At 42.7% G+C, this 16,735-nt stretch carries 20 protein-coding genes; 19 read left to right on the plus strand and 1 reads right to left on the minus strand.

What is annotated here, in order from left to right:
- Nucleotides 1-8: 8 nt before the first annotated feature.
- From MKZ10_RS02710 to rsmI, 3 genes are read left to right on the plus strand one after another with little or no spacing between them, the layout of a single operon-like run.
- Complete coding sequence (locus MKZ10_RS02710; RefSeq protein ID WP_342507651.1) at nt 9-758, plus strand: tRNA1(Val) (adenine(37)-N6)-methyltransferase; 750 nt, start codon at nt 9-11, stop codon at nt 756-758.
- The gene (locus MKZ10_RS02715; protein WP_342507653.1) at nt 742-1,029 is read left to right on the plus strand and encodes a GIY-YIG nuclease family protein; all 288 of its coding nucleotides are present in this window, start codon (nt 742-744) and stop codon (nt 1,027-1,029) included. The genes MKZ10_RS02710 and MKZ10_RS02715 overlap by 17 nt, the downstream gene beginning before the upstream one ends.
- Complete coding sequence (rsmI, locus tag MKZ10_RS02720; RefSeq protein ID WP_342507655.1) at nt 1,007-1,885, plus strand: 16S rRNA (cytidine(1402)-2'-O)-methyltransferase; 879 nt, start codon at nt 1,007-1,009, stop codon at nt 1,883-1,885. Before MKZ10_RS02715 ends, rsmI begins: the two co-directional genes overlap by 23 nt.
- 66 nt (nt 1,886-1,951) lie before the next feature.
- On the opposite strand, the gene MKZ10_RS02725 is transcribed toward rsmI, so the two are convergent.
- Nucleotides 1,952-2,230, minus strand: coding sequence for an AbrB/MazE/SpoVT family DNA-binding domain-containing protein (locus MKZ10_RS02725; RefSeq protein WP_340739850.1), 279 nt, complete (start codon nt 2,228-2,230; stop codon nt 1,952-1,954).
- Nucleotides 2,231-2,488: 258 nt separating this feature from the next.
- On the opposite strand from MKZ10_RS02725, the gene metG reads away from it, so the two are divergent.
- The 16 genes from metG to MKZ10_RS02805 all read left to right on the plus strand — a co-directional run bounded on the left by metG (nt 2,489) and on the right by MKZ10_RS02805 (nt 16,607).
- Nucleotides 2,489-4,453 carry a methionine--tRNA ligase gene (gene metG / locus MKZ10_RS02730; RefSeq protein ID WP_342507659.1) on the plus strand — a complete coding sequence of 655 codons (1,965 nt, stop codon included), beginning with the start codon at nt 2,489-2,491 and terminating at the stop codon, nt 4,451-4,453.
- Nucleotides 4,454-4,830: 377 nt separating this feature from the next.
- On the plus strand, nt 4,831-5,595 hold the full coding sequence (locus tag MKZ10_RS02735; protein WP_342507660.1) for a TatD family hydrolase: 765 nt from the start codon (nt 4,831-4,833) through the stop codon (nt 5,593-5,595).
- 137 nt (nt 5,596-5,732) lie between these two features.
- Nucleotides 5,733-6,965: a ubiquitin-like domain-containing protein gene (locus MKZ10_RS02740; protein ID WP_342507662.1), complete on the plus strand. Its 1,233-nt coding sequence runs from the start codon at nt 5,733-5,735 to the stop codon at nt 6,963-6,965.
- 193 nt (nt 6,966-7,158) lie between these two features.
- Nucleotides 7,159-7,716 (plus strand): ribonuclease M5, encoded by a 558-nt coding sequence (gene rnmV / locus MKZ10_RS02745; protein WP_342507664.1) that lies wholly within the window; start codon nt 7,159-7,161, stop codon nt 7,714-7,716.
- Complete coding sequence (gene rsmA / locus MKZ10_RS02750; RefSeq protein WP_342507666.1) at nt 7,713-8,606, plus strand: 16S rRNA (adenine(1518)-N(6)/adenine(1519)-N(6))-dimethyltransferase RsmA; 894 nt, start codon at nt 7,713-7,715, stop codon at nt 8,604-8,606. The genes rnmV and rsmA overlap by 4 nt, the downstream gene beginning before the upstream one ends.
- A gap of 139 nt (nt 8,607-8,745) precedes the next feature.
- Nucleotides 8,746-9,012, plus strand: coding sequence for a Veg family protein (locus MKZ10_RS02755; protein WP_342507668.1), 267 nt, complete (start codon nt 8,746-8,748; stop codon nt 9,010-9,012).
- Nucleotides 9,013-9,143: 131 nt separating this feature from the next.
- Entirely contained in the window at nt 9,144-9,323 is a 180-nt protein-coding gene (locus tag MKZ10_RS02760; protein ID WP_203248952.1) for a small, acid-soluble spore protein, alpha/beta type, read from the plus strand.
- A 267-nt stretch (nt 9,324-9,590) separates the two neighbouring features.
- Nucleotides 9,591-10,457, plus strand: a complete 867-nt coding sequence (gene ispE, locus MKZ10_RS02765; RefSeq protein WP_342507670.1) for a 4-(cytidine 5'-diphospho)-2-C-methyl-D-erythritol kinase — start codon at nt 9,591-9,593, stop codon at nt 10,455-10,457.
- 56 nt (nt 10,458-10,513) lie between these two features.
- The gene (gene purR / locus MKZ10_RS02770; protein ID WP_342507672.1) at nt 10,514-11,341 is read left to right on the plus strand and encodes a pur operon repressor; all 828 of its coding nucleotides are present in this window, start codon (nt 10,514-10,516) and stop codon (nt 11,339-11,341) included.
- Nucleotide 11,342: 1 nt separating this feature from the next.
- Nucleotides 11,343-11,717 carry a RidA family protein gene (locus tag MKZ10_RS02775; protein ID WP_342507674.1) on the plus strand — a complete coding sequence of 125 codons (375 nt, stop codon included), beginning with the start codon at nt 11,343-11,345 and terminating at the stop codon, nt 11,715-11,717.
- Between the two features lie 166 nt (nt 11,718-11,883).
- The gene (spoVG, locus tag MKZ10_RS02780) at nt 11,884-12,168 is read left to right on the plus strand and encodes a septation regulator SpoVG (RefSeq protein WP_342507676.1); all 285 of its coding nucleotides are present in this window, start codon (nt 11,884-11,886) and stop codon (nt 12,166-12,168) included.
- A gap of 213 nt (nt 12,169-12,381) precedes the next feature.
- Nucleotides 12,382-13,752 (plus strand): bifunctional UDP-N-acetylglucosamine diphosphorylase/glucosamine-1-phosphate N-acetyltransferase GlmU, encoded by a 1,371-nt coding sequence (gene glmU / locus MKZ10_RS02785; RefSeq protein ID WP_342507678.1) that lies wholly within the window; start codon nt 12,382-12,384, stop codon nt 13,750-13,752.
- A 14-nt stretch (nt 13,753-13,766) separates the two neighbouring features.
- On the plus strand, nt 13,767-14,726 hold the full coding sequence (locus MKZ10_RS02790) for a ribose-phosphate diphosphokinase (protein ID WP_342507680.1): 960 nt from the start codon (nt 13,767-13,769) through the stop codon (nt 14,724-14,726).
- Between the two features lie 109 nt (nt 14,727-14,835).
- Nucleotides 14,836-15,462, plus strand: a complete 627-nt coding sequence (locus MKZ10_RS02795) for a 50S ribosomal protein L25/general stress protein Ctc (protein WP_342507681.1) — start codon at nt 14,836-14,838, stop codon at nt 15,460-15,462.
- 75 nt (nt 15,463-15,537) lie between these two features.
- Nucleotides 15,538-16,095 carry an aminoacyl-tRNA hydrolase gene (gene pth / locus MKZ10_RS02800; RefSeq protein WP_342507684.1) on the plus strand — a complete coding sequence of 186 codons (558 nt, stop codon included), beginning with the start codon at nt 15,538-15,540 and terminating at the stop codon, nt 16,093-16,095.
- Nucleotides 16,096-16,376: 281 nt separating this feature from the next.
- Nucleotides 16,377-16,607, plus strand: coding sequence for an anti-sigma-F factor Fin (locus MKZ10_RS02805; protein WP_342507686.1), 231 nt, complete (start codon nt 16,377-16,379; stop codon nt 16,605-16,607).
- Nucleotides 16,608-16,735 lie beyond the last annotated feature (128 nt).

The following is a 16,735-nucleotide window of genomic DNA, read 5'->3' on the forward strand; positions in this document are numbered from 1 at the left end:
TGTAGAATATGGAGGAAATTTTACGAGATGATGAGCGTCTTGACTTTTTGTTGGCGGAAGACTTACGTATTATCCAAAGTCCGTCTGTCTTTTCATTTTCATTGGATGCGGTATTATTGGCAAGGTTTGCGTATGTGCCGATCCGTTCGGGGAAAATTGTGGACCTATGTGCAGGGAATGGTGCAATACCGTTATTTTTGAGTGCTCGGACGAATGCCGATATTACTGCGGTTGAGTTGCAGGAGAGACTTGCAAATATGGCAGAAAGAAGCGTTCATTATAATGGTTTGGAAAATAGGATTCGTATCGTCAATGATGATGTCGTTGGTATCGCTGCAAAAATCGGTTATGAAACATACGATACGGTGACATGCAATCCACCTTACTTCCCAGCACATGAGGCGAGTGAAAAGAATTTGTCGGAGCATGTGACGATTGCAAGACATGAAATCCATTTAACGCTTGAGCAAGCAATCCAATCGGCGAGTGCTTTGTTAAAACAAGGTGGGAAAGCTGCGTTTGTTCATCGGCCTGGGCGTTTACTGGATATTATTACTGCAATGCGTGCAAATCGACTGGAGCCGAAGCGAATTCGCTTTGTCTATCCGAAGGAAGGAAAAGAAGCGAATACATTGCTTATCGAAGGGATTAAGGATGGGAAGCCAGATTTGAAAGTATTGCCCCCGCTCTATGTATATGGTGCTGATGGTGAATATACGGATGAAGTGAGGGTGCTTCTGTATGGACAACAAGGCTAATCACCTCTTCTATGTGCTGGAATGTAAAGATGGCTCCTATTATGCCGGTTATACCAATGACCTGGAGAGGCGTGTCCGTGTACATAATGAAGGGAAAGGCGCAAAATATACGCGTGCAAAAAGACCTGTTCGCTGTATTTACCATGAGCGTTTTGAAACAAAACGTGAAGCGATGCAGGCAGAATATCAATTTAAACAATTAAAAAGGGAAGCAAAAGAGCGATACATTGTAAAGGGGCGGATGTCGGATGAAGTCACAAAAGAGTGCTGAACTAGGCGGTGGCAAATTATTTCTCGTCGGAACACCGATTGGGAATTTAGAGGATATGACGTTTCGCGCGATTCGTATTTTGAAAGAGGTGGATACGATTGCTGCTGAAGATACGCGTAATACAATTAGACTGTGTAATCATTTTGAGATTAAGACACCGCTCTTGAGCTACCACGAACATAATATAGAGGTTGGCGGGGAAAAAATTTTAACGATGCTCGCGGAGGGGAAGTCCATCGCGCTTGTCAGTGACGCGGGAATGCCGTGTATTTCAGATCCAGGAGCAGATATTGCAGCCAAGGCAATTACTGCCGGCTACGATGTTGTACCTGTACCAGGAGCCAATGCAGCAATCAGTGCATTAGTCGCATCTGGATTAGTCCCGCAACCTTTTTTATTTGTTGGTTTTATATCCCGACAGAAAAAAGAACGGACAAGCCAGTTGGAGGCTTTAAAACGACGAGAAGAGACTGTTATTTTGTATGAGGCCCCTCATAGACTGAAAGAGACTCTGCGTGCGCTTGAAGGTAGCTTTGGCAAAACACGTCGTGTAACGTTAGCAAGGGAATTGACGAAGCGCTTTGAGGAGTTTCTGCGTGGCACGCTTGAAGAAGCTGTCTTATGGGTAGAATCAAGTGAGATACGTGGAGAGTTTTGTATTGTTATTGAGGGTAGTGACGGTATTGTTGAAGAGCAGCAGGATGTCTGGTGGAGTGCTATAGATGTGCGTCACCATGTGATTGAAGTAATGGAGAGAAAAGAACTTCGATCGAAGGATGCCATCCGAGAAGTAGCTAATGAACGGGGTATGAGCAGACGCGAAGTTTATAAGGAATACCATGTAGAAAATGAGTGATGTTACCTCTTTTGTGTATAACAATATCCAGAACGAAGAATCGTCCTGGATATTGTTATAGTAAGATTACTTTTGAAGGTTTTCTTGAATTTCTTGAATCAATTGTTTTGCGCCTTCAGGGCTCAAAATCAATTTTCCATCAATTAAACGTAGGTTGTTGTCAGACACGTCGCCTGTAATTGAGCATGTCATATTAGGCATATATTTCTTCAAGATGATTTTGTCTTCATCCACATAAATTTCCAAAGCGTCTTTCTGAGCGATACCGAGTGTACGGCGTAGTTCGATTGGAATAACAACGCGTCCTAGCTCGTCAACTTTTCTTACAATACCAGTAGATTTCATAATAAGAACTCCTTCCAATTTATAGTTTTTCGTCAAAATTCGACAAAATTCTCTTGTCTGCTTTTTATCATACCAAGACTTCCAATTAACGTCAATACAACTTACTTAAAACTATAATATAAATAATAGTATAGTTTTCAAAGTGGTTTTAAAGCATATGGGACCAGGTTTACCAGAGTTGAATAAGGAATTTGATTGTATCGGTGAGATGCTTTCGATAGAATAGAAGGTATATTTAATTACACTGGAGGAATATTCGTGGCAGATCAGAAAAACACATTTTATATTACAACACCAATTTATTATCCGAGTGGAAAATTCCATATAGGCACGGCTTATACAACCGTTGCTTCGGATGCTATGGCCCGCTACAAAAGACTTCGCGGATACGATGTACGCTTTCTAACGGGAATGGACGAGCATGGTCAAAAAATACAAGAAAAAGCCGAGGAAGCAGGACTTCCACCACAGAAATATGTGAATGGTATTGCAGAAGTTGCGAAAAAAGTATGGGGTATCATGGATATTTCTTATGATGACTTTATTCAGACGACTGAGGAGCGACATAAAGAGACGGTCGAAAAGATATTCAAAATATTTCTCGACAATGGTGACATTTACAAAGGGGAGTACGAGGGCTGGTATTGCGTACCTTGTGAAACGTATTACACGGAGGCGCAGCTTGATAATGGCAATTGTCCGGACTGTGGACGTGCTGTTCAAAAAGTGAAGGAAGAATCGTACTTCTTTAATATGAAGAAATACGCAGACAGACTGCTGAAGTTTTACGAGGATAACCCGACGTTCATCGAACCGGTATCACGTAAAAATGAGATGGTCAATAACTTCATCAAACCGGGTCTTGAAGACTTGTCTGTGTCCCGTATGTCATTCGATTGGGGCATTAAAGTACCTGGAGATCCGAAGCATGTCATCTATGTATGGGTCGATGCGTTGACAAACTATATTACGGCACTTGGGTATCAGTCTAAAGACGATTCGTTGTTCAATAAATACTGGCCGGCTGACGTCCATGTTGTAGGAAAAGATATTGTTCGTTTCCATACCATTTACTGGCCGATTTTCCTAATGGCACTGGATTTACCGTTGCCGAAAAAAGTATTTGCACATGGCTTCATTATGATGAAGGATGGTAAAATGTCGAAGTCTAAAGGGAATGTCGTCTATCCTGAAATGCTTGTTGAGCGTTACGGTTTGGATGCAACACGTTATTTCCTTCTTCGTGAATTACCATTTGGGCAGGATGGCGTATTTTCACCAGAATCCTTCATTGAACGAACGAATTATGATCTTGCGAATGATTTAGGAAATTTATTAAACCGAACAATTTCTATGATTAATAAATATTTCGATGGAAATATTCCAACAACAGGGCTTGTAGCGACAGAGTACGATGCCAGTTTGAAGGATTTCATCACCAAAACAGTAGAGAAATACGAAGCTTCGATGGAAGATATGCAATTTAGTACTGTGCTATCTGAATTATGGGCGCTCGTTTCACGGACGAACAAATATATTGATGAAACGTCTCCGTGGGTTTTAGCGAAAGAAGAGGCAGATAACGGCAAGTTGGCGTCTGTTATGGCGCATCTAGCCATTTCACTCCGTCATATTGCGGTGCTCCTGCAGCCATTTATGACGGAGTCGCCGAAACAGATTATGTCACAGCTTGGTTTGGATGAGGCGTTGCTTGCTTGGGATACGCTTGGCCAGTTCGATGTCATTCCGGCGGGGACGAAAGTGGTAGACAAAGGTGTACCGATTTTCCCACGCTTGGATTCAGATGTTGAAATCGTTTATATTCGCGATCAAATGGCCATCACAGCTCCAGCTGAAAATAAGCCAAAGGAAAGGCTCGAAGCGGAAGTTGCCGAGGTGGATGAAATCACATTTGAGGACTTCATGAAGGTCGATTTACGTGTGGCGACAGTGACGGCGTGCGAGAAAATTCCGAAAGCCGATAAGCTATTGAAGCTACAATTGGATCTTGGCTATGAGCAGCGTCAAGTAGTGTCGGGTATTGCCGAGCATTATGAGCCGCAGGCGTTGATTGGTGAGAAAGTGATTGTAGTAGCCAATTTGAAACCGGTCAAATTACGCGGAGAACTATCACAAGGTATGATTTTGGCGGGGAAATCGGATGGCGTGTTGAAATTAGCAACCGTTGATCCTGAGTTGGAAAATGGAGCGCAAGTGAAATAAGAAAAGCGTAAGGCACTGTTTAGCCTCGACAAGCGCTGAAGCGATTGGAAGGGCTGGCGCCTGAAAACTAGACAGTAATCAAAAATAGCAACGGCGTCCCTCATGGAAACGCCGTTTTTTCTTTATAAATGAATCAAATTCATAATTATCTTTTCTAATTAAAGACACGAACATTTATAGGATTATTTATTTCATTGTTCTTAAATTGTCAGGTTTAATACTCGTTGATTGCACGTAGGGCGGCGGATCCAATGGACTGATGACGTGTCTGTAGAAAGCATCTGCCTCAAGCGAAAATCAACTTCGTTCGGATTTGAAGGTTGATTGCTCTATTGTGAAATTAATCAAAATAAGCAGATAGCGAGGCGGAAAAGTTTATGTTTATCGATACACATGTCCATTTAAATGCGGACCAATATGAAGAAGATATAGATGAAGTTATCGGACGTGCCCTTGAGGCGGGAGTGGAAAAAATGGTAGTAGTTGGATTTGACAGAAAGACGATTGTGAAAGCGATGGAGCTAGCGGAGCAGCACGCATTCATTTACGCAGTTGTCGGTTGGCATCCTGTCGATGCTGTCGACTGCACAGAGGAAGACTTGGCGTGGATTGAATCACTAGCCGCACATCCGAAAGTCGTTGGCATCGGTGAGACAGGTCTCGATTATTATTGGGACAAGTCACCGAAGGATGTTCAACAGGAGTTGTTTAGAAAACAAATTCGCCTGGCGCAGAAAGTGAACCTACCTATCATTATTCATAATCGGGATGCGACAGCGGATGTTGTCCGTATTTTGAAGGAGGAAGAGGCGGAGAAAACAGGCGGCATTATGCACTGTTTTGGTGGCAGTGTGGAAACGGCTCAAGCGTGTATTTCCATGAATTTCATGATTTCACTTGGAGGGCCTGTGACGTTTAAAAATGCAAGAATGCCAAAAGAAGTTGCCGCTGCTATTTCACTTGATCATTTATTGATTGAAACGGATGCTCCTTACTTGGCACCGCATCCTTATCGTGGCAAGCGTAATGAACCAGCTTGGGTGACGTTAGTAGCTAAGGAAATTGCACGGTTAAAGGATTTGTCGGTGGAGGAAGTCGCGCAAAGAACAACTGCTAACGCCATGAAATTATTTAATATCTAATGAATAAATTACCAATAAGTCTTCCATACTTTTCATGTGGAGGGCTTCTTGTTTTTTGAGGAAATGAGTTCGGATAGGTTGACAGGTACGAAAGTAACCTTTATAATCAGCCGAGTGATAAAGGAGGAGTTTTTTTCATGTCAAAATGGATCATGGAAAACCTGTTCTTTCAGTCATTGAGGAGTAAACAAATAGCCGTAACCGTCGTATCACTTACACTATTTGTTGCTATTACAACACTTGTCCTTTTTGAAGGGACACAGAAGTCGGTCACTTTACAGGTGAACGGTGAAGAACTTGAAATCAAGACGCACGCACATACAGTAGGTCATCTTCTTTCTGAACAAGAAATTGAAGTTGCCGAGCATGATTTAGTAACACCCTCAGTGAATACATCTATCGAAGACGGTCTATCGATTAGGTGGGAACAGTCGAAACAAGTTGCAATACAGGTCGATCAGGAGCATACGGATATTTGGACAACGAGCAGTACGGTTGGAGAAGCGTTAGCGCTAGCTGGCATTAACGTAACCGAGTATGACGATGTAAATCCCGGTTTATCGACTAAGCTTGAAGCAGATAATGAGATTACCGTCCACAAAGCGTTCGAGGTAATGCTGAATGACGGGGGAGAAGAGAAGAAGGTCTGGTCTACTTCGACTACGGTCGCTGACTTTTTAAAGAGAGAGAACATTCAACTGAATGATGACGACCGACTAAATAGAAAGGCAGAGGGATATCTGAAGCCTGGCTCTGTAGTCGAGGTTGTACGAGTGGAAAAGGTCACCGATGTAGTGGAAGAGCCAGCGGGCTTCGCGGTTGAAACACGTAGCGATTCATCTTTGCTAAAAGGACGGGAAAAAGTAGTCCAGGAAGGAAAGAAAGGAACGGTTTCACGGGAGTTCGAAGTTGTGAAAGAAAATGGTAAGGAAGTTTCCCGTAAGCTGTTAGCTGAAAAAGTAATTACGGAGCCACAAAAGAAAATTGTTGCAGTTGGCTCGAAGGTAATGCTGGCAAGTGCATCCACGGGACGATCAGGTGTAGGCATATCTCGTAGTAATACCGATGCCCCATCGGGTGGTCAGGAGTTTTATGTAACAGCTACGGCATATACAGCGTATTGTAATGGTTGTTCAGGCATTACAAAGACAGGTATTAATCTGCGTGCGAATCCGGACTTGAAAGTGATTGCAGTCGATCCAAATGTTATTCCACTCGGTTCAAAAGTATGGGTGGAAGGGTATGGCTATGCGATTGCTGGGGATACAGGTAGCGCAATTAAGGGCATGAAGATTGATCTTCATGTACCAACGAAAAATGCGGCCTATAAATTTGGGCGGCGCCAAGTGAAGATGAAAGTTATCGATTGATATAAATATCCGTAGGACTGCAATTAGTCCTACGGATATTTACGTTATACCATCGTCTCTGTTGAAGTGACGGTATAACGTGCCTCCCGTGGATTAAAGCATCCTTCGATATAATCGATCATATCCCTTTCTGTACAACGACCTAACCAGAGAGTAGAATTGAAGAAAGAATGCAATGGGAAAGAGGATTTTTGTGAATATAAAAGAGATTATCGTTGTCGAAGGGAAATCGGATACAGTTGCCGTTAAACGCGCTACGGGTGCTGACACGATTGAAACCAATGGGTCTGCTATTGACGACAAGACGCTTGTCCGTATTCAACATGCTTTAGAAACGCGTGGGGTTATTGTTTTTACTGACCCTGACTTTCCAGGGAGACGCATCCGGGCAATTATTGAAGAGCGTGTCCCAGGCGTCAAGCATGCCTTTTTGAAAAAGGAATTGACGATTGCTAAGAATGGTCAAGGACTCGGTATTGAGCACGCACATGATGAGGATATAAGGCGTGCAATTAGCGCAGTTTATACGGTAGACGACCAACCTGTTGTCAACATCCCGCTTGCTGATTTGATGGCGGCAAGGCTAATTGGTCATCCTGCTGCTAAAAGAAGACGCGAACGGCTAAGTGAGCTACTACAAATTGGACAAGTCAATGGCAAGGGCTTGAAGAAACGGCTTGAAATGTTTCGCATCAGCCATGAACAATTGGGAGAAGTATTACAAGTTCTCGACAAGGAGGAAAATGAATGAGAAAAGATATCGCGACTCCGGTCAGGACGAAAGAGATTCTCGATAAGTACGGTTTTTCATTTAAAAAAAGCTTGGGGCAAAATTTCTTAATCGACCCTAATATTTTGCGTAATATCGTGTCACATGCAGAGTTAACGGAGAAAACGGGTGTGATTGAAATCGGACCGGGTATCGGTGCATTGACTGAGCATATTGCTAGAAGTGCAGGCAAGGTTGTCGCCTTTGAAATTGATGGACGTCTATTGCCGGTATTGGAGGATACATTGTCGCCTTACAACAACGTGACGATCGTGCATCAGGATATATTGGAGGCAGACTTGGCCCAAGTGGTAGAAGAGCACTTCACGGATTATGACGATGTCGTTGTTGTAGCGAACTTGCCCTATTATGTGACGACACCTATTATTATGAAATTCCTTTTAGGAAAAGTACCAATCTCAGGCATGGTCATCATGATGCAAAAGGAAGTCGCGGATCGGATAACAGCCCTACCTGGGACAAAAGCATATGGCTCACTGTCTATTGCCATTCAGTATTATATGGACGCAGAAGTAGCGATGATTGTGCCTAAGACAGTATTCATGCCACAACCAAATGTCGAGTCTGCTGTCCTTCACCTGACGCGTAAAGATAAAGCCCCGGCCCATGTGTTGGATGAGGACTTTCTGTTTGAAATATCAAGAGGGTCATTTGTTCAGCGTAGAAAAACAATCTTAAATAATTTACAATCTTCATTACCAAAAGGTAAAGAGAAAAAACAACAAATTTTAGACGCATTTGAAAAAATAGATATGGATCCAGGCAGACGTGGAGAAACACTGACTATCGAAGAGTTTGCGATTCTCTCAAATGCTTTATATGAGGATTTTTTTGTTGCAAAGAAAAAATGACATATCAATTCCGCAGGGGTTTTCTGCGGAATGAAGAAAAAAAGATTGACAAACTTACTGGTGAATTGTTAAAATAAAACTTTTAATTGACAGAACCTTTTAAAAGTGTTATGCTTATACTTAGTGAGGTGTAAGCGACATGCCAAAAACATTAGCGGACATTAAGAAGTCATTGGATTCTCATCTAGGGAAACGTTTGCATTTAAGAGCGAACGGTGGTCGGAAGAAAACGATCGAAAGAGCTGGAGTATTGCGTGAGACATATCGTGCAGTATTCGTAGTTGAACTTGACCAGGACGAAAATGCATTTGAAAGAGTATCTTACAGCTACGCAGATATTTTAACCGAAGCGGTTGAAATAACAATTCTTGACGGCGTAGATTCTACCGAGTTTAGCGTCAAATAATTACAGCATTTATGATTTTATTCATTTTGTAAGACACCCTTATGAACATTCTGAAAATGAATGATCATAAGGGTGTTTTTTCTTTTACATGGCACATACTACAATCGTCAGCTTCAAAGGAGGAAAACCGAATGGCGAAAAAACGTAGTATTATGTCTGAGCGCTTGAAGGAAGAAATTGCGAAAGAGCTTGGATTTTACGATGTTGTAGAGCGAGAAGGTTGGGGTGGCATTAAGGCACGTGACGCTGGAAATATGGTGAAGCGAGCAATTGAAATGGCCGAACAAGGAGTAGCACAAAAGCAGAAATAGCTATGAAGGACCCTGTATTCCATTACAAGTTGACAAAGGAAGAGTTGCATGTGGCGTCATACGACGTTTCGTGTAGCTCTTTTTTTATATTCGTTCAGTAGAAATCGACCACTTCTATGGCTAGCGAGGTGAATTTGGTTTAGTACACTGTCCAATTCACACCCTTCAAAATTTGGACGCAATTATGCCAAGGCATAATTGATAACCAAAACAAATCTCCCTATGGTAAAATAGGAAATAATGACAAGCTGGAATGGAGGGAGCCGGATGCTGTATGAGAAGGCGCCAGCAAAAATCAATTTAACACTAGATGTGTTACATAAACGGCCAGATGGTTTTCATGAAGTTGAAATGATTATGACGACTGTAGATTTGGCCGATCGGATTTGGATTCGACCTACGGATAGTGGACGGATTACAATCAAAACGTCTGAACGGTTTGTGCCGAATGATAGAAAGAATTTGGCTTATCAAGCAGCTGAACTGCTACAACGACAATATGGCATTAAAGAGGGAGTCGAGATTACACTTGAAAAAAGTATCCCTGTTGCTGCCGGACTTGCGGGAGGTAGCTCGGATGCCGCTGCTACATTGCGAGGTTTGAATAGGCTGTGGAACTTAGGGATAGGAGCGGACGAGCTCGCTACATTAGGTTCGAAAATTGGTTCGGATGTATCTTTCTGTGTCCACGGTGGAACAGCGCTGGCTACAGGGCGCGGAGAGATCATCAAAAACTTACCTGCACCTCCCAATTGCTGGGTGATACTTGCAAAACCGGCTATTTCGGTTTCGACGGCGGACATTTATGGTAATCTGGATCTCTCTGCGGTCAATCATCCACGCACGTCGAGCATGATTGAAGCGCTTGAAGCAGGCGATTACGATAAGATGTGCAAGTCTGTTGGCAATGTCCTTGAAGGAGTAACGATGGATCTTCATCCGCAAGTCGTGATGCTGAAAGAACAGATGAGGAAATTTGGAGCAGATGCTGTTCTGATGAGTGGAAGTGGTCCGACTGTTTTTGGTCTCGTTAAACACGAATCTCGAGTGCCACGCATTTATAATGGGCTAAAAGGATTTTGTCCGGAGGTTTATGCGGTGAGAATGGTTGGGGAGCGTAACTTTCTTGATTAAACACGTATGATTGTGGTAATGTACGATTAAAACATTCGGGTTTAGGAGATGGTACCATGAAGTGGAAAAGGAGCGAGCGTCTTGTTGATATGACCCGATATTTATTGGAATATCCACATGAACTCATTCCACTAACCTTCTTTTCTGAACGTTATACCGCGGCGAAGTCCTCGATTAGTGAAGACTTGACGATTGTAAAAGAAACGTTTGAAGAAAAAGGAACAGGAAAACTAGTGACGATGTCAGGGGCAACTGGTGGGGTGAAATATATTCCGAAAACGGCCGAATCAGATGTTCGTGAAGTGATGACACTCCTGATGGAGAAACTCGGTCATTCAGACCGATTATTGCCTGGTGGTTATTTGTTTATGACAGACCTTCTCGGTAACCCGCGCATCATGGACCGGGTCGGAAAAGTGTTCGCTTCGGCGTTTGCAGAAACGGACATCGATGTCATTATGACTGTGGCGACGAAAGGGATTCCGATTGCACATGCCATTGCGCGTCATCTAAATGTTCCAGTCGTTGTCGTTCGTCGTGATAGTAAAGTGACAGAGGGACCAACAGTAAGCATTAATTATGTCTCGGGTTCAACAAGACGTATTCAAACAATGGTGTTATCGAAGAGAAGTATGCAGAGTGGACAGAAGGTACTCATCACGGATGATTTCATGAAAGCTGGCGGTACTATGGTGGGGATGAAGAACCTGCTAGAGGAGTTTGGTTGTGAGCTTGCGGGGATTGCTGTGCTTGTGGAGGCTATTCATCCGGAGGAAGTGCTCGTCGATCATTATTTATCCCTTGTGAAGCTTCATGCAGTCAATGAGAAGGACCGAACGATTGAATTGGAAGAAGGTAACTACTTTTTGGAAGGTGGAAAATGATATGAATTATGTAGCGACAGAAAATGCACCAAAAGCAATTGGACCTTATGCACAAGCAGTCAGTGTGAATGGATTCATTTATACTTCAGGTCAAATTCCGTTAACCCCGGAAGGTCTTCTTGTCGAAGGAACAATTGAAGAACAAACGCATCAGGTATTTGCAAACTTGAAAGCAGTTCTTGCAGAAGCGGGTTCTTCATTGGACAAAGTTGTAAAAGCAACTGTTTTCATTAAAGATATGAATGAGTTTGTTGCTTTAAACGACATCTATGCACAGCATTTTGGAGAACATACGCCAGCGCGTTCGACGGTAGAGGTAGCAAGATTGCCGAAAGACGTAAAAGTTGAAATCGAAGTCATAGCCATAGCAGATTAATGATCTATGCCCGCCCGGTAAAATGGAGCGGGCTTTTTTTGAGTTCTGGTCTGAACCTTCCGTTATTTATAATGTTTAAAAAATTGTGTTAGTAAAAGAAGGGAAACGCTTACTTTTGTGGAATATAGACGTCATGCGTTGTAAAGACAAAAGGAGTGGTAAAGGAATGGAAGTAACAGATGTAAGATTACGAAAGGTTGAAACTGACGGAAGGATGAAGGCAATCGCATCAATTACGATTGACGATGAATTTGTTGTTCATGATATTCGGGTGATTGATGGGAATGAGGGACTGTTTGTCGCCATGCCAAGTAAACGGACACCTGATGGGGAGTTCCGAGACGTAGCACATCCAATCAATTCAAATGCTCGCACAAAAATCCAAGACGCAGTGCTCACGGCATATTATCTTTCTGTCGAGGAAGTAGTACTCGAAGGAGCAGGCGCGTGATTCTCTTCTCTCAAATATGTATAGACTGCCTGCAATAGGCAGTTTTTTTGTCCGTGTGAAAAAATCGAGAAAATAGAAATAATAAATAATAAAAGATTGTTATCAAATTGTCAAGTAAATGTGGTTGAAAAAAACGGAACTTTCGGCTATAGTCAATAGTGAAAAACAATAAAGGTCGTTTAGAATTTATTTCTCATTGATGGGGGAAGTCGAATGACGAATACATATGCCGTTGTACTTGCTGCTGGGCAAGGAACACGGATGAAGTCAAGTTTATATAAAGTACTCCACCCGGTTTGCGGAAAACCAATGGTCGAGCATGTCATTGATCATATCCGTGGTCTTGGGATCGATAGAATTGTGACGATTGTTGGTCATGGCGCAGAACGAGTGGAAGAGACGCTTGGAGAAAAAAGTGAATACGTACTACAAGAACAACAACTTGGGACCGCACATGCCGTTCAGCAGGCGGAGAAGCTCATCGGTGATTTAGATGGTACGACGATAGTCGTGTGCGGGGATACGCCGCTCATTCGCTCGGAGACGATGGAGGCACTTATTGCACATCATAATGAAACGGGTGCAAAAGCGACCATTTTGACGGCCAATGCGGATGACCCAACGGGATACGGACGTATTATCCGAGGGGACGACGGGCAAGTTCTTCGAAACGTCGAGCAGAAAGATGCAACGCTGGAAGAGCAGGAAATAGTCGAAATCAATACAGGTACTTATTGTTTCGATAACCGCGTGCTATTTGAAACATTGAAAAAAGTGAGAAATGATAATGTGCAAGGTGAATATTATCTTCCAGACGTTGCTGGCATTTTGCAAGCGGAGGGAGCACTCGTTTCAGCATATATGACGGATGACTTTAGCGAAACGTTAGGGATTAACGATCGTGTCATTTTAGCAGAAGCGGAAAGTGTTATGCGCCGTCGGATTGCTGACAAGCATATGCGCAACGGTGTAACGATCATCAGCCCGGATCACACGTATATTAGTGCTGCTGCCGAGATTGGGCGCGATACAATCTTACAGCCAGGCACGATGATTGAAGGCCATACAGTAATTGGTGAAAATTGTCTCATTGGTCCCAATAGCCAGATTGTAGATAGTGTCATTGGTGAAGGAACGACTGTTCACTCATCGGTTGTTTTAGCCAGTACGGTCGGCTCGACTACAACGGTAGGACCATTCGCACATATCCGGCCAGATTCAAATCTTGGCGATAAAGTGAAAATCGGTAATTTCGTTGAAGTGAAAAAGTCGACACTAGGAGAAGGAAGTAAAGTGTCCCATTTGAGTTATATTGGTGATACGAAAATTGGCTCGCGTGTCAATGTTGGTTGTGGTACCATAACGGTTAACTATGATGGTACAAACAAACATATTACAACAATTGAAGATGATGCTTTTATTGGTTGCAACTCTAATTTAATTGCACCGGTGACGATTGAAAAGGGCGCCTATGTGGCGGCTGGATCAACCATTACTAAAAATGTTCCAGAACATTCACTTGCAATTGGGCGCGCACGCCAAGAGAATAAAGAAGGCTATGTAAAAAAACTAAATCTCAATTAACCAGGAGGGCCACGATGCCTAATCATTATCCAGACGATAAACTGAAGATATTTTCTTTGAATTCTAACCAAACACTTGCGAAGCAAGTAGCAGATGAAGTTGGACTCCCACTCGGACAATGTTCCGTAAAACGATTCAGTGACGGTGAAGTCCAAATTAATATTGAAGAAAGTATCCGCGGTTGCGATGTATTCGTCATTCAGTCGACTTCACAGCCTGTCAATGAAAACTTGATGGAGCTGTTAATCATGATTGACGCATTGAAGCGTGCATCTGCACGTGCTATCAATGTCGTTATGCCTTATTATGGTTATGCACGTCAGGATCGAAAAGCACGTCCACGTGAGCCTATTACAGCTAAACTCGTTGCAAATCTAATTGAAACAGCTGGGGCAGACCGTGTGATTGCAGTAGATTTACATGCGCCACAAATTCAAGGTTTCTTTGATATTCCAATCGATCATTTGGTCGGTGAACCAATTATGACGGAATACTTCAAAGGAAAAGGTTTGAATAGTGACGAACTTGTTATTGTATCTCCTGATCATGGCGGGGTAACACGTGCACGTAAGATGGCGGATCGTATGAAAGCACCTATTGCAATCATCGATAAGCGTCGTCCGCGTCCGAACGTTGCTGAAGTGATGAATATTGTAGGAAATGTTGAAGGTAAAACAGCAATTCTGATTGACGATATTATCGATACAGCTGGGACAATTACAATTGCTGCGAGCGCTTTGATCGAAAGCGGAGCAAAAGAAGTGTATGCTTGTTGTACACACCCTGTGCTATCAGGACCAGCAATCGAACGGATTGAAAACTCGCAAATTAAAGAATTAGTGATTATGAATTCAATTGAGCTTCCAGAATCAAAAAAATCTTCAAAAATCATCGAGTTATCACTTGCTAAACTTCTGGGTGAAGCAATTGTTCGTGTGTTCGAAGAAAAGTCCGTTAGCCCATTATTTGGATGATAGGTTAAGTTGTAAGATTGTTAAAAAAGCAGTGGTATGTTTCAAATCGTCTGTCATTGGGTATTTCTAGGGTGGAGTAACTTTTTCAAAAGAAAGGTGACTAAACAAAATGAGTACAACAATTCAGTCAGAAATGAGAACAACAGCAAAACAATCAACACTTACAGAATTAAGAAAGAGCGGTATTGTTCCTGCGGTAGTCTATGGCTACAATACGGAGGCTACAACGATCTCAGTAAAAGAGCGGGACCTATTGAATACACTTCGCGTAACCGGTCGTAATGGTGTCATTAAACTGAATGTTGATGGAAAGGCAATTAACGTTGTCTTAAATGACTATCAGTCTGATGCGTTAAAAGGTCATATTCACCATGCCGATTTCCTTGCAATTAATATGACTGAAGAGCTTGAAGTAGACGTCCCTGTAAATCTTCTAGGTGATTCGCCAGGCGAGAAGGAAGGCGGCATTCTACAGCAACCGAACCGTGAAGTGAAGGTTAAAGTGAAGCCTTCGGAAATTCCAGAGACCTTCGATATCGACATTTCACAGCTGCAAATCGGTGAAACAATTACCATCGCGGATATTCGTGATAAGTCGCAGTATGAGATTTTGAATGACGATGATTACGGACTTGTCCTCATTTCTGCTCCACGTACGCAAGCAGAAATGGATGAACTTGAAAGTGAAGTGTCGGAAACGAGTACGGCGACTGACGAAGATCAAGCTGAAGCATAATATAAAACGAGCGCACGGACAAACCGTGCGCTTCTTTTCTGTTTGACTATCTACTGTAAGAGGGAAGAGAAAACTATGAAAATGATCATTGGACTCGGAAATCCGGGTAAGCAATATGAAAAAACCCGCCATAACGTGGGATTTCACGTCATTGATGAGCTTTGTGACCGTCTATCAGCACCAGCGATGCAGGCGAAATTCAATGGCATGTATACAGTCGTTCATCGCCCAGAGGGGAAAGTGATGCTAGTCAAGCCTTTGACGTATATGAACTTATCAGGTGAGTGTGTTCGACCATTAATGGATTACTTTGAGGTTGATGTGGAGGATGTTGTCGTTTTATATGACGATCTTGATATTGCACCTGGAACCATTCGATTGCGTCAAAAAGGGAGTGCGGGTGGTCATAATGGTATGAAATCACTCATTGCTCATCTTGGTACAGATCAATTCAATAGAATTCGTATAGGTGTCGGGCGTCCAACAGCTGGCATGAAGGTACCTGATTATGTGCTGTCACCTTTTAGCAAAGAAGAAAGTCCATTGATTAAGGAAATGGTGCAAAAAAGTGCTTCTGCTTGTGAAGCATGGATTACTAAACCTTTTCTTGATGTCATGAACAACTTTAACTAGTTTCAGCAGAAGTTCCTGCTGAAACTAGTTAAGCCTCCGGCGGATGTCACAAATATTTAGGGGAGCTCAAGAAGGCAGTCTAAGTGCGCGACATCTTAAATTATGTGCCTTAATTTCTGCAAAAAGCACAGAAATACGGCAAATCGAACCCTTCGCAGTTCGATTCGCAATTACGCCAAGGCGTAATTGATTTAATCTTCATTGAGCCAAGTTATAGTAGTGTGTCACGAATAACGGAGCCAACTCTTGCCTATACTAAAGGTAAAAAGGGGCGGAGAATAATGGCGATTCGTTATACATGTCGGCATTGTGCAACAGAAATTGGTACACTCCCGTTTGAATCTGTGAAGGAGACAATCTTTCAACTGCAGAAAGCGGACGAGGAGCAAGAGGAACAGTTTTTGACGTATGAAAAAGATGGAGATATGACGGTGCGCTGCATATGTGAGCAGTGTCAACAGTCCCTTCAACGTTTTCCAGACTATTACACACTCCATAAGTGGCTTCAATAGAGGTATGCTTTGACGCTTGATAGCGTTCAAAGCTTTTTCGGTTTAACTTGACTCAATGGGGGCCCTCACTAAGTCAAGAATGGAGGGTAATCTAAGTTCGCCGCATCAGAAATTAAGGTGAATCGAAC

The organism is Sporosarcina sp. FSL K6-2383 (assembly GCF_038618305.1).
Lineage (GTDB): Bacteria > Bacillota > Bacilli > Bacillales_A > Planococcaceae > Sporosarcina.